The sequence below is a fragment of the Shewanella sp. 6_MG-2023 genome (assembly GCF_030547195.1).
Taxonomy (GTDB): Bacteria; Pseudomonadota; Gammaproteobacteria; order Enterobacterales; family Shewanellaceae; genus Shewanella.
In genome coordinates, this window is sequence record NZ_JAUOQU010000033.1 from 39,464 (window position 1) to 53,303 (window position 13,840).

Here is a 13,840-nt window from a genome sequence, read left to right on the forward strand (position 1 = left end):
ACAAGATCAATTATTAAAACTGAATATTTAAGGAAGCAGTATGTTTGTCATTCGTTGGATCCTTGGCCGTATCATCTTATTACTTAACTTTGTTTTCCCTCCTAAAAAGCGTCAGCGACCTATCATTGAACAAGCTAAAATTGATGAGCAAACAAAGTCGTTAGCCCTTTATCAATATGCCGCTTGTCCTTTTTGCGTTAAGGTGCGCCGTTCAATTCGCCGCCAAGGCCTTAATATTGCTACAGTTGATGCCAAACAAGACGTTCATAAACAGCAACTGGTTAATGAAGGCGGTCACTTAAAAGTGCCATGTTTAAAAATACAACAAGATGGTCAAACTCAGTGGATGTATGAGTCTAAGGACATTATTGCTTATTTATCGAAACAATACGCTTAAGCGCTTTTATTGAGATAACTGCTGGCTTGAATTGATTTAAGCCAGTACATTTGTTTTACGCCCTTGATAACAAGCAGCCTCAAGCCCCCAATCATCCATCGCCAATATCTGACAGCTATTTTTTACAGATAAAATCCAGAAGGATTAATTTAGTGTTCAAGTTTTTATTTACGCTTACCAGTACATTACTCCTCAGTGCATGTGCAACCCAAGCACCCGATCCCGAATTATTCGCAGGTAAATATAGAGATACCTTTAGCTCATCAATAAAAGGCGAAGGCATCAAACTATTTACTTATAAAGCTAAGGTCGCTAATGCAACAGACCGCGGTATAGAAGATCCACTGCCACATCAGCAGCGTATTGATCGCCGTAAGCAAGATGCCCGCAGTTATGCAAGAGAACAGGAGCGTCGAGCCGACTTTTTGGCGCTATGGAGTGCTCAGGTGGATTTAGGTCTAGAGAAAACCCTCGATATGAATGGCTACTGTAAAGAAGGCTATATTGTACTTCATCGCAATGTCAGTGAAGGCAGAGGTGAGATTCGAGGCGAATGCAATGATGGTGCAACTGCAGCCGACATTCAGAAATTTAGCCGTAAGTATTAACCTTCGGTGCCTAAATGTTAATTCCATTAACATTCAAACTGGCTAATTAGCACAAGATCAATAAATAACGCAGTTATACTGTATACCCATAGTAGATTGCGCTAAACTTAGCGCTATTCAAGACATTTAGCTTAGCGCACCACTAGCTAATTTTATTTTCCAAATCGTGCCCTGCTGGCACTTTTTAAAAGAGTTACCAAGTATCATGAACAGAAAACAGCTAATGATAAAAAAGACCGCCAAGCGGGCTAAAGCCAAAAAAAATAAAATTACGCCGGATAATCCGCAAAAAAATCCAAAGGTTGGCTATATTTCAAAAGCTGAGCGAGCGCGAATTGCTTTAGAAGAAGAGCAACAATTGTTAGCAGCAGACAACAACTCTGCAGCTGAAGTGCTTGAAGCCAAGGAAAATACCCAAGCTTAATCGCCACAAAGGTTTTTATAAAAAGACCTTTATAAAAAGATTATTAAAAAAGCCCTCAACATACTATGTTGAGGGCTTTTTACATCTTGTTGCCCATTGAGTTTTACAAGGCAGCATTCAGACAGCGACTTGAGTCAATCTGTGATGCACTAGCTTTTCGGCGTTCGCGGGTTATCTAAATCCCCATCACGGACAATCTCTTCACACAATGGCTCTTCGTTTAATTGCGCTAACTGAATATATGATGACGACTGCGGTGAGCTGGTCGGGCTCATTTCTAATTCAATCTCATCATCAATGGTCTGTGGCTTAATTAGCTGCTGAGGCCCTTGTGAAGCCGCTTGAAGCTTATCAACCAAACGATAACCCAACCACACTCCGCCAACACCAAATAAAATAGACCCAATCGCTTGACCAATTAATACGCCGTATACGCCGCCCATTTGCGCGCCAAAATAAACAAAAGGAATGGTGCCTAAGGTCGCTTTACCTACATTAAAAAAAGTTGAGTATTTGGGTTTACCAAGATTATTAAATGCGGCATTAGCGACAAATAACACCCCTGAAAACACGAAAAATATTGCAATGTATTTACAGAAAAACAAAATAATATCTGCCGCGTCACCTTTCATATCAAAGGCTGACACAATCACATTTCTGGATAAAAACAGCAATAACGACACCACTAACACGTAAACAAAACAAAATTGAATCGCCTTCGTTAAGCTTTCTTTTACTCGTTCAAATTCTTGCGCGCCATAGTTTTGCCCGATAATAGGCCCTACTGCGCCGCTTAAAGCAAAAATCATCCCAAAGCTTACGGGGATTAACCTACCAAGCACCGCCCAACCAGCAACATAACTGTCACCAAAATCAGCAACCGCTTTAGTGACCACCGCGTTACCAATTGGTGTCGCCACATTGGTAATCATCGCAGGCAGAGCAATGGAATAAACAATGCTAATATCTTCAACAAAATGCTGACGGTTAAACTGACCTAACATCTTATGCTTCACAATGACCCCTCTGGCAGAGACCACAAATACCGCAATTCGGGCAATAACTGAGGCAATTGCTGCGCCTTCAATGCCCATCCCTAAGGCAAAAATGAATATCGGATCTAGTACCAGATTTACACCGCCACCCGCTAAGGTAGACAACATGGACAATTTCGCATCGCCAATGGCTCTTAAAGCGCCACCTAACGCCATAGCTAAACAAATAAAAGGTAAAGAAGGCACCAAAATTTGCAGATAACTTTGCGCCAACACCGCAGTTTTCCCCGTTGCGCCAATGAGAGCCAGTAACTCGGGAATAAATATAAACACCACAATCGCAACAAAAATACTGGTTAGCAGAGAGATCAACGCGCTGTTAAGCAACATTCTTTTAGCTAGCACCATATTTTTAGCGCCAACAGCACGGGAGACAAGCGCCCCAAGCGCAATGGATAAACCAATCCCAATTGAAGTCGTAAAAAAAGAAATCGCCCCGGCATAACCCACGGCGGCAGCTAATTCCAACTCACCGAGCAAACTGAGGAAAAAGATATCTAATAAATCCACCACAAACAGCGCAGAAATTCCCACTGCGGCGGTGGAGCTCATAACCAATATATGACGAAATATTGGCCCTTGAACAAATTTAGCTTCGGTCATGACTCCCCTTCAAGGTTGCTGATTTCTAACTCACTGCCACAGTGATGGCAAAACAATGCATGTAATTGATGACCACGAGCGCCGCAGTTACTACATTTTCTTAAATCTTTATTCAGTTCTCTTTCTGCGCCCATTTCATGGGAAATTTCAGCAGTTAATATTCCCGTTGGTATCGCAATAATAGAATAACCTATCAACATGGTCAGCGATGCAATGGCTTGGCCTAAATTGGTTTGCGGAGTGATATCACCATATCCAACCGTGGTTATGGTAACGATAGTCCAATACATGGATTTAGGGATCGAAGTAAACCCGTTACTTGGCCCCTCAACCACATACATCACCACACTCAGCGCCATAATAATCAGACTCACTGAAAAGAAAAAGATGAAGACTTTGCGTCTAGCGTGGATCATCGCCTTAAGTAAAATATTGCCTTCACTTAAATAGCGTAATAACTTTAACACTCTGAAAATTCTGAATAACCGTAATACTCTAAAGGCCAATGAAATATTGGCTCCTGGGATAATCAGCGCTAAAAAGCTTGGCAGAATTGACATTAAATCCACAATGCCATAAAAGCTACGCATATAGGACCAGCGATTAAGTGAGCCGTATATTCTCAGCAAATACTCAAAGGTAAATAACCAAGTAAACCCCCATTCAGCGTAATAAATCGCTTGGCCATACTGAGCATGAACGCTATCTATCGTGTCTAAGACAATCAGCGTTACACTGAGTAAAATACAAATAATCAGTGTTATATCAAAGCCTTTACCCAAAGGGGTGTCGGTACCAAATATAATGGTTCGGATTTGCTTTTTATAATGGTTATCGTGTTTATCTTCTAACGTCATGGGTTACTCTACAATCCACTTAAATTTAATACCGCCCTAAGGAAAAAGTAAGGTATTATCACTAACGATATCTGCTCTAATCATTTTTATGCGAAGCATATTTTGAACTGATACTCATGTTAACATTATTAACATAAAACAAATTAGAAAATCCTGCTTTTTTGGAGTCTGCATGCGCTTGGTTAAATCCCTTATTTTTATCGTCATTTTACAGTCTAGTACGGTTCTTGCGTCTGTTGATAAATTAACTCAAGCAAAAGTTGATTTAGTTGTTGTGAACAAGTCAGAAGCTAAAATGTCTATCTACCAGCAAGGCAAGGTATTAAAAACCTATCAAATTGCCATGGGCGATGCCCCACAAGGCCATAAATTTAAAGAAGGCGATCAACGCACTCCCCAAGGCCGCTATGTTTTAGACTATAAAAAGTCAGACAGTGCATTTTATAAATCAATTCATATTTCTTACCCTAATGAAGAAGATAAATTACGTGCCAATGCCCTAGGTGTTAGTCCTGGCGGCATGATTATGATCCACGGTCAAAACCCCAACTCAGAATTACCCCCTGAACAAGCTCAGCAATACAATTGGACTAACGGCTGTATTGCGGTGACTAATAAAGAAATGGATGAGTTGTGGCGAGTCATCGAAGAAGGCACCCCAATCGAAATTTGGCCTTAACCTTCACAGCTTAATAATATTAACAATATCGTGATAGCGGTTGAGTGCGACTAATACTCCAGCCTATACAAACGGATACTACCGATGAATTACCCTTATTTAATAGAAACTTGGCCAGAATTTAGCGCACGCATTGAGGCCTTCATTAGCCAACTTGGTTTAGATAAACTGTCTCTTGAATGTGATCACTGCGCTTTAAGAGTCAATGACGCAGATAAAGCAAAATTACTCACAGAGCAATTCAGTGAGCACGGTGAAGTGATTTCGAATAATATGATTAACGGCCGACCGATATTGATCATTAAACTGACCCAGCCACTGACACTGGCAGATAAAAACGTTACTTGTGTTGAGCTGCCCTACCCATCAGATAAAAGCTATCCCGTTGAAGGCTGGGAACATGTTGAGCTAGTCATGCCTTCTACTGCACAAACCTGCGAGCAATTAGTTACCGAGTTAGTTGAAAAAGTACCGACACTCGCCCCTATCATCGCTGGTGAAACAGCCATTAAAGTTAAGCAAAGCTCGCCTAAAGGGGATAATGAACGCTTAGCCAATCCCACAATTGCCTTTAAAGCCGAGGGCATTTGCGTCAAAGTGCATCCATTAGGGATCGAAGCCATTATTGCGAGCGAGCTAAATTAAAACGGCATAAAAAAGCCGTTATTAACATAACGGCTTTAAGTACCAGCCCTGTTTAAGAAGGGTTATTTGTCGTAATATTGGCTTATTGCTTTTCTGCGGTTTTAGCCTTGTTTTCAGCCGCAAGCACACTCTCCATTGACGGCACAATTGACACGGGATCCAGACGCTTTTGGAACCAGTTCAAACGCCAATCGAGATGCGGTCCAGTCACCCGCCCTGTCGCACCAATTTCAGCTAGTGGTTGGCCTTGAGTGACCACATCACCTTCTTTGGCATATAACTTACTCAGATGTAAAAAAGTCGAGTTAATACCATATCCATGGTCAATGATTAACGTGCCACCTGAATAGAACATATCTGGCACTGATAAGGTAATAACCCCATCAGCCGGAGACACGACAACCGTTCCCGTAGGACGGGCAACATCTACACCATAATGCGGGTTACCCGGCTTACCATTGTAAACTCGCTGACTACCATAAACCCCTGAAATCCTGCCAGTTACCGGCCAGATAAACGCTTGCATAAAGGCATCTTGCTCACTGAACACATTACGTGCGGCGCGAGTTTGCTTTGAGTCCTTTGCAGCTCTAGCTTGCGCCACAGGATCTGGCTGCATGATTTTTTTACTAATGCCGGTTAAGCGATCAATTTTATATTCACGGCTCGCAATTGTCAGTGGTTTAAGTTGTGTTAACCCATCAGGATAAGTCACTTCTAGCAGCTGCTCTGTTTTTGCTTCGCGCTCAAAACCAATAGCAAATTGGCCTTTTGGAGTCACTTTTACCACTTCGCCATTAAGCTTGACTGCGCTACCAGCAGGAACAGTGCCACGCACTAACGCGCCTTGCTCTAACTTGCCTTGTAAATTAATACTGCCATAACTGGCAACAGAAAACAGCGTAACCATAACCAATGAAGATAGTTTTAATCCCTTCAAAAACATATAAATAACCTTAATCCTTGCTAATTCAGCTCACACTCAAAATGCTAAGTTTACTTAACGGCGATGGCGCCTTTACCCACACCTTCAAAGGCAATGACTTTGAACACAGAATCTGGAGATTTAGCAGCCATAGTGTCAGCAATAAATTGTGCTAACAACTCAACGGTGGTGTCGTGGGGAATGATGTCACAATTCGCTTTGGGCATTGCCAATTGAAAGTCACCTTGTGGGGCTTGATAATGAAAGCCCAAATGGCTGTCATCAGAGATACGGGTTTGCGGTGATAATGCTAAGGCGTGCACAGAGACAACATCTTCTTCACTGCCCAAGTAAATATCTTGCCAGCGATCGGCCCAGTATTTATCCCATTTAGGCGCAGCAATGCCGTTTTCAAACACAGTTATAGGGCTACGGTGACCGTGAGCAATACGCTGGCAGTTACCGTCATGCTTTCGTAAACCATGGGTGTAGTGGTAATAAGGGCTTTCAAGCACTTCGGTGCGCAAAGTTAAGCTAATGCCTTGAACATTATCAGGCAGTGCCTGACGTAATGCTTTAATTAAAAAGGCATTAACGCTTTCAAAATCGATAACTTCAGTAGGTATAAGCGCAAAGGCTTGTGATGGGCATGCCAGATGAATATCACCTTGCTGACTGGTGAAATCCATCCATACTCTGTCGCCCTGCTGCTGCCAACGAACGTCACTGCATGCGGTAGGTATTAATAGTCGGTGATCTGCTACATCATCAATGGTGCTTTTGATGGTCTTTTTGACTTTAGAAAAATCGAGCACCATATTTTGCTCATCTAAACCACCATCAAGCAATACATCAACAATCCAGCTTTCGCCCACCATGCCCCGAATTGGACATAAATAAGAAAAGTCGATTACGGTTAAATCTTTTACAAACAGTTGCATTCAAGCTCCTAGACAGAAAAACAGTCCGTCTCAGTTTAAAAGTGTCCCAAATAGCGATGGCTAAGGGGATCCTAAAATTAAAGCTATTCTAAACAAAAGCAGACCAAGGCGCGAGAAACATCAGCAAATATAGTAAAAAACTCATAAGCACAATTAATAGGGGTAAAAGAAAAACTACTCAATTTTATAACCCACACCGTAAATAGAGTGCAGTAAATCAGCTTGTTTATTATTGAGTAATAATTTTGAACGTAAGTTTTTGATATGACTGTCAATGGTGCGAGAGCTCACAACGCGGTCATCGACATAGCAAACTTGCATTAAACTATCACGGGAATGCACCACGCCCGGTCTTTTAAGCATAGTATGCAAAAGCCTAAACTCAACGGGGGTTAAATCGACCTCTACGCTCGCAGCGTGGCATTTAAAACGCTCAAGATTTATCACTAGATGCTTATAGGCTATTTCATCTTCAGCAAGTTGAGCGCTAGGCTCCATTCGTCTAATAATTGCTTTAACCCTTGCTACCACTTCCCTTGCTGAAAAAGGTTTACAGACATAATCATCAGCGCCAATTTCTAAGCCAATTAAACGATCAATCTCTTCAACGCGCGCAGTTAACATCAAAATCGGCACGTTTGAAAATGACCGCACTTCTTTACAGATAGTCAAGCCATCTTTGTGCGGTAACATTAAATCTAAAATGACAAAATCAATAGCGTCATTTTGGATCCTTGCGACAGCATCAAGCCCATCGTGTAAAACCGTAGTGACAAAGCCTTCAAGGGTTAAAAAATCCACAAGCACTTGGGCTATTTTGGGCTCATCCTCTACAATCAATACGCGTTTATTTTGATAATGATTATTCATGATCTATGAATACTCCGTTACTTGTAACAACAGCCAAGTAGCTAGGCCAATGGCAATACAATCTCAATACATAAACCGCCAAGATTAGAAGGCCTTGCGGTAATTGTCCCTTTATGGGCTTCTACAATATTTCGGCAAATCGTGAGTCCAAGGCCTGCGCCATTACTACGGCGCACCCGAGAGCTATCTTGTCGATGAAGCGCCTCAAATAGTAGCTCGCAATCGTCTGTCGCTACTGAAGGTTTAGTATCATTAATTAATATCAGCACCTTGGTATTTTGCTGAATTAAATCGACATCAATACTACCTGGAGAGTCTGTATAAGCGACTGAATTTAATAAAACATTAGAAATTAGTTGCTGAATTCTCATTTTATCAGCATTGATTAATACCGGCTCAATATGGTTAAAACGGTAGCCTAACCCTTTAGCAGAAATTTTATTGCCTAATGAGGCTATTGTTTCTGAAATGCACTCAGTGAGATCCATCGGTTGGATATTGTATTTAAGTCCACCGACATCAGATAAAGACAGCTGATACAAATCATCGACTAGATGTTTGATGCGCATGACTTCTTGCTCTAGTGACTCAAGTTGTTGTTGATCAAATTGACGAATTCCCGCTTTAATGGCGTCAATTTCACCACACAAAATACTTAAGGGGGTTCGAAGCTCATGTGATATATCGGCAAACCATCTATTTTTTGCAGTACGGTTTTTATCTAAAATCATCGCTAAATGGTCAATGTCATTCATTAATTGACCTAATTCATCTTGACGTTGCTGAGTAAAACGTTCGTTGTAATTCCCCTTTGAAAGAAAGGAAATACCTTTAACCACCTCTTTCACTGGCACTAATAAGAACCGAGCTAACAGCCATGAAATAATACTTGCCAATAACAAGCAGCCCAAACCTATCCAGAGTGTGGTCCAAAGCTGTTGTTGCGAAAAAATAGCTGCAGATTCACTATTAACCTTAACGATTGGTGAGCTATATAACTTAGCAATAAGCTCTCCTTTATAGGTAACAGGAACATAAGTTGCCTTATTACGGTCATCGATAGCCACGCCGGCAAGTAACTTATTCTCTAAGTTGTAAATTGCTGTAGGAGGTCCAAAGCGCACCTGAGGCTTCACCTCTCTATCCCTTCTTTTGCTGTCGGGTCTTTTATGAGGCGGCGGTTGCCGGTGTTCTGGCTCAAAGCCTTTAGCGGGTTTTCGATGTTCAGATAAGTGTGGCGGTCTTCGATCTGGGTGTGGTATACCTTGCCTATTCGACAATGAATCATTTCGCCCCAAATGCCTTGGAGCCGGCCCTGGTGAATGTAGTCTGAGTAATTGCTTATATTGGTCTAAGCTAATGTTACTCCAATTAAAAGCTGACTGCTGATACAAATCAGCCACTGCAGTTGATAAACGAGCTAAACGTTCTTGTTCTAGGGTATTAATATAATTTAGAAAGCCTTGATCAAAGCTCCACCTTGCTAACGATAACGTCGCAAGTAACACTATGCTAGTTAAGCCCACAAAGGCTAAAAATAATTTCTTTGATATTTTCATAAACTAAGTATATCGACCTACAAGGCTGCAAACTAGCAACAACAATGACTTGGCTGTAATCTCCATGAAATCTGCACAATTACTGCATATTTAATTGCTAACCTAATGATGAATCAAACAAAGGCTTTAATAAAAAGTCATATCGTTATCACTAGGATGGATTAAAAATGAAAAGAATAGCCTCTTTACTTGCCCTTATTCCTTTACTGACATTGATGTCAGCCAATATCATCGCACAAGAAAAAAACCGTCAAATGCGTAAACCACCACAAGAAGCTTATGCAATCTGTGAAAATAAAAACGCTGAAGATCAAGTTAGCTTCACGACGCCAAAAGGCGATGAAATCGAAGCCACCTGTATTTTAATCGATGAAGAACTCGTTGCTGTACCTAATAACCACACACCGCCAGAACATAAACAAAAACGTGGTCAATAAATAGGAGCCTGATATGCAAGTCTTAATGAGCAATAACATCTCGGCACAACAAAGTCAGCTAAACACGCAATCAAGCAGCAAGCCTGAAAGACCACAAGGTCCACCGCCACCTGGAAGCACTCCACCAGGACTAGAAAAAGCAGTATCGACCTTAACTGAAGAACAACAAGCTGATATTTCATCAATGTTAAGTGCATTAACCCCAGAGCAGCATGAGTCTTTGAAATTAGCGTTAGATGAGCTAAAACCTATGGCTGAAACCTTATCAAAAGATGATATGGGAGACGTATTTCTAACAACGTTAACTGAAATAGCAAACACTTCAACCGAAAATGATATCAGCAACACAATAGATATATACGCATAAATCAGTTTAAAAGTGGACATTTCTATTACAGTAAAGTCCTTAAATAATCGCCTATAAACAAAATTTAAGGACTTTTATTTACTATTTGTTAAGAGAGGCGTGAGTGTTGATGCTAATTGCGGACGACTAAAATAATAACCTTGTGCTTGATCGCAGCCATTTTCCAATAAAAAAGCCGCTTGCTCTTTAGTTTCTACCCCTTCAGCAATGATGTCGAGATTAAGTGCATGACCTAACACAATAATAGCTTTGGCTATTGCGGTATTATGACTATCAAATGGAATATCGCAGACAAAAGACTGATCGATTTTAAGCACATTAATAGGTAACTTTTTAAGGTAACTTAACGATGAATAACCGGTTCCAAAATCATCAACAGATAATTGAATTCCCATGTCCCCCAAGCGTTTTAAATCACTGATCACTTTTTCAGGTTCATACATCATGCAGCTTTCAGTCATCTCTAACTCAAGACAACTAGCAGGCATTCCAGTTTCTTGCAAAATCATTGCGACATTGTCGATAAAATTACTGCGCTGAAATTGTATACTGGCAACGTTAACCGCAATCCGACCAAAATGATAGCCATTATCAAGCCATTGCTTGCCTTGAAGACAAGCCATTCGAAGTACTACTAAACCAATTTCGTGAATTAAACCGGTTTTTTCAGCAATAGGAATAAACTCAGCTGGTGAAATAAAACCATACTCCCGATGCTCCCAACGGATCAACGCCTCTAGTCCCACCAATTGACCACTACTCAACGATAATTTAGGTTGATAAACTAAATGAAAATGCTGCTCTTGAATGGCTTCGTGTAAAGCATTTTGGATTTTCAAATGCGCTACTGAGTTCATTGTCATAGCTGAATCGTAAAAGGTCACTGTATTACGACCACTTTGTTTTGCTATATGTAACGCTGTATCGGCATTTTGTAATAAGTTTTCGCTATTTACAGAATCATGAGGGAAAACTGAAACGCCCATACTCAAGGTAATTCGAATTAAAGAACTGTCATCAAATCTAAATGGCTGCTCTATTAGAGACTTAATATGATTTACACGGGATGCCACCATATCGCCCTGAGTAATATCATTTAAAACAAGCACAAACTCGTCACTGCTTAGGCGGCCAACATTACAATAATCATGACTGATATTAGATAGTCTGCGGCCGACTTCAACTAATAGTTTATCACCCACCTCGTGACCTAAACTGTCGTTAATATGTTTGAAAAAATCAATATCGAACATGATAACAGCAAGTTGAGATTGTTTAGTTGCCGCATGCTCAACTTGAACTTGTAAATTAGACCGTAATAAAATTCGATTAGGTAATTGGGTTAAGTTGTCGTAATAAGCTAAATTCTCGAGCTTTTCTTCGTTAATTTTCTGCTTTGATATATCTGAAAATACAGCTACGAAAAAATTAATAGTATCATCTTGGCCATAAACCGCATTAATGGTAGCTCCTTGGAGGAATATGTTACCGTTTTTTCTTTTATTCCAAATTTCGCCACGCCACTTACCTTTTACTAGCAAGGTATTCCACATTTTGGCAAAAAACTCAGCATCATGTTTGCCGGAATTTAAAATACGCGGGTTTTGACCTATAACCTCTTCACGTTCAAAGCCGGTAATATTGGAAAATGCACTATTAACTTCAGTTATATTGCCATCTCTGTCGGTAACTAATACACCATCAATCGTGTTCTCAACCACACTTTCGGCCAGTAACAATTGTTTTTCATTTTGTCTATGCCGACCAATATTTCGGGTAATACCGATAACGCCTTGGATAGTATTTGTATTATCGATTAATGGCGCTTTAACCGTTTCTAACCAGTGACGGTTATTGTTTGGATCTGTGCCTTCACACTCAGACACTACAATCGGTTTTCTTGCCAAAATCGCACTGTTATCGGTCTCGATAAAAAGCTTTGTTGTTTCAACATCAAATAGATCATGGTCCATTTTACCGACTATTTGACCCGTCTTTTTATTCCAAGCTTTTTCTATACTCTGATTACAAACAATATACTTACCGTCAAGATCCTTTACCCAAATATGTTCACTAAAAGCATCAATGAAATTCTGTAAGTTAATGGATTGATATTGTTCCTGTTGGGAGTGAAGCTTAGATAAAGAGTGTTCCAGGCTATCAACAGTGAGATTAATTAAAGCTAAGTTAAAATCTTTAGATAACAATTTAGAATAAATCGCACAAAAGCAGCCCAGTTGTTTACCGTAATCATCAACAAGAGGTTGCAGATGGATACTATATTGTTTTTGTTTATGGGTTATTGATATGACTTGATTAGTGGCTAATTCCGATAAAGGAATATTATTGATGACTGGAGTGGTAATTTGCTGTAATTCGCGTAAATCTCTATCGATGATTTCTTCATTACATGCCACATAACGCATCATCTGCTGAGCATCTAACAAAAAGGCACACACATCAGTACTCAGTGCTTTTGCCGTTATATCTAAGGTTTTTTGCCAATAAGCTTTGATATTTTGAGTTGTATGCATTGCTAAAAAGAACCTACTTATTGGACTTTACACTTATATACATTTGATTATATAGCCACACAGAAAGTTAATAAATCAGTAAACCGCGGATCTGCTAGCTAGATCATTTAACTGATAAAAAACCACTTAAATATTTGTATGATTTTATAAGATACTGATATTGGCATGCTGTTTTAAGGGAGGGTTACAGTTGAGGGTGCTGTTCTTTACTTAAAACAGTGCAAACGGTTGAAATAGGCTTTATAAACTGATCGAGATACTGTAACTACTATTGGCTTACGATGATAAAACTTCGTAGAAACATAATTTCAATAATATAGTTCTACTCAGCGGCAGATATTTAATTGAATTCGACAACGAAAAAGTCATATTCTAAAGGCACAGACAACTCAGCTAACATTCTTTTTCTTTATCAATATAAAGCTGAAAATAATTAAATTACAAAACGAAAAAAACCTCTACATTGCTGTAAAAGCTTTCGTCTTTGTGTCGGCGGAGCGGACTTACTCTTATCAAGAGACGACCCCTCGCCGCCATCGTGACAGGCCGTTGATCTCTAATCAAGCGTCTAAGCAACTGAATTACCGCTGCTTTAGCAAACTACGTTTGCATGTCACTATTATTCATTCTTTAAATAACAGATACGAAAAAGCCCTGCTATTGCTAGCAGGGCTTATCGTAATGTTGGCGGTGCGGACTTACTCTTATCAAGAGACGAACCCTCGCCCCCGGCGTGACAGGCCGTTGATCTCTAATCAAGCGTCTAAGCAACTGAATTACCGCTGCTTTAGCAAACTACTTTTGCATGTCACTATTATTCATTCTTTAAATAACAGATACGAAAAAGCCCTGCTATTGCTAGCAGAGCTTATCGTAATGTTGGCGGTGCGGACTTACTCTTATCAAGAGACGAACCCTCGCCCCCGGCGTGACAGGCCG

At 40.3% G+C, this 13,840-nt stretch carries 14 protein-coding genes; 7 read left to right on the forward strand and 7 right to left on the reverse strand.

Translation table 11 applies throughout. The features are described from left to right. Positions 1-40 precede the first annotated feature (40 nt). The 3 genes from Q4533_RS16750 to Q4533_RS16760 all read left to right on the forward strand — a co-directional run bounded on the left by Q4533_RS16750 (position 41) and on the right by Q4533_RS16760 (position 1,429). Complete coding sequence (locus Q4533_RS16750; RefSeq protein ID WP_102436824.1) at positions 41-397, forward strand: glutathione S-transferase N-terminal domain-containing protein; 357 nt, start codon at positions 41-43, stop codon at positions 395-397. A 152-nt stretch (positions 398-549) separates the two neighbouring features. Continuing rightward, positions 550-1,005 carry a hypothetical protein gene (locus tag Q4533_RS16755; RefSeq protein ID WP_102519629.1) on the forward strand — a complete coding sequence of 152 codons (456 nt, stop codon included), beginning with the start codon at positions 550-552 and terminating at the stop codon, positions 1,003-1,005. 205 nt (positions 1,006-1,210) lie between these two features. After that, positions 1,211-1,429, forward strand: a complete 219-nt coding sequence (locus Q4533_RS16760) for a DUF2986 domain-containing protein (RefSeq protein WP_102436820.1) — start codon at positions 1,211-1,213, stop codon at positions 1,427-1,429. Between the two features lie 149 nt (positions 1,430-1,578). Here Q4533_RS16760 and Q4533_RS16765 read toward each other — a convergent pair whose 3' ends face one another. Both Q4533_RS16765 and Q4533_RS16770 read right to left on the reverse strand, forming a co-directional pair. After that, positions 1,579-3,087: an MATE family efflux transporter gene (locus tag Q4533_RS16765; RefSeq protein WP_102436818.1), complete on the reverse strand. Its 1,509-nt coding sequence runs from the start codon at positions 3,085-3,087 to the stop codon at positions 1,579-1,581. After that, positions 3,084-3,944, reverse strand: coding sequence for an ion transporter (locus Q4533_RS16770; protein WP_102436816.1), 861 nt, complete (start codon positions 3,942-3,944; stop codon positions 3,084-3,086). Before Q4533_RS16770 ends, Q4533_RS16765 begins: the two co-directional genes overlap by 4 nt. Before the next feature lie 172 nt (positions 3,945-4,116). On the opposite strand from Q4533_RS16770, the gene Q4533_RS16775 reads away from it, so the two are divergent. Both Q4533_RS16775 and Q4533_RS16780 read left to right on the forward strand, forming a co-directional pair. After that, the gene (locus tag Q4533_RS16775; protein WP_102436814.1) at positions 4,117-4,623 is read left to right on the forward strand and encodes a murein L,D-transpeptidase family protein; all 507 of its coding nucleotides are present in this window, start codon (positions 4,117-4,119) and stop codon (positions 4,621-4,623) included. A gap of 84 nt (positions 4,624-4,707) precedes the next feature. Continuing rightward, positions 4,708-5,268 carry a VOC family protein gene (locus Q4533_RS16780; RefSeq protein WP_102476610.1) on the forward strand — a complete coding sequence of 187 codons (561 nt, stop codon included), beginning with the start codon at positions 4,708-4,710 and terminating at the stop codon, positions 5,266-5,268. Positions 5,269-5,350: 82 nt separating this feature from the next. Here Q4533_RS16780 and Q4533_RS16785 read toward each other — a convergent pair whose 3' ends face one another. The 4 genes from Q4533_RS16785 to Q4533_RS16800 form a co-directional block, all read right to left on the reverse strand. Then, positions 5,351-6,214: a M23 family metallopeptidase gene (locus Q4533_RS16785; protein ID WP_102436811.1), complete on the reverse strand. Its 864-nt coding sequence runs from the start codon at positions 6,212-6,214 to the stop codon at positions 5,351-5,353. Positions 6,215-6,264: 50 nt separating this feature from the next. Then, positions 6,265-7,134, reverse strand: coding sequence for a 6-carboxytetrahydropterin synthase (locus tag Q4533_RS16790; RefSeq protein WP_102436809.1), 870 nt, complete (start codon positions 7,132-7,134; stop codon positions 6,265-6,267). Between the two features lie 174 nt (positions 7,135-7,308). Then, positions 7,309-8,004 (reverse strand): response regulator, encoded by a 696-nt coding sequence (locus Q4533_RS16795; RefSeq protein ID WP_102436807.1) that lies wholly within the window; start codon positions 8,002-8,004, stop codon positions 7,309-7,311. A gap of 41 nt (positions 8,005-8,045) precedes the next feature. Beyond that, entirely contained in the window at positions 8,046-9,563 is a 1,518-nt protein-coding gene (locus tag Q4533_RS16800) for an ATP-binding protein (protein WP_303503422.1), read from the reverse strand. Between the two features lie 167 nt (positions 9,564-9,730). Here Q4533_RS16800 and Q4533_RS16805 point away from each other — a divergent pair, with 167 nt between their 5' ends. Both Q4533_RS16805 and Q4533_RS16810 read left to right on the forward strand, forming a co-directional pair. Further along, positions 9,731-10,000, forward strand: coding sequence for a hypothetical protein (locus Q4533_RS16805; protein WP_102436803.1), 270 nt, complete (start codon positions 9,731-9,733; stop codon positions 9,998-10,000). Between the two features lie 13 nt (positions 10,001-10,013). Beyond that, entirely contained in the window at positions 10,014-10,367 is a 354-nt protein-coding gene (locus Q4533_RS16810; RefSeq protein WP_102476612.1) for a hypothetical protein, read from the forward strand. A gap of 74 nt (positions 10,368-10,441) precedes the next feature. Here the strand turns inward: Q4533_RS16810 and Q4533_RS16815 are convergent, their stop codons facing one another. Continuing rightward, positions 10,442-12,901, reverse strand: coding sequence for an EAL domain-containing protein (locus Q4533_RS16815; RefSeq protein ID WP_303503425.1), 2,460 nt, complete (start codon positions 12,899-12,901; stop codon positions 10,442-10,444). Positions 12,902-13,840: the final 939 nt, after the last annotated feature.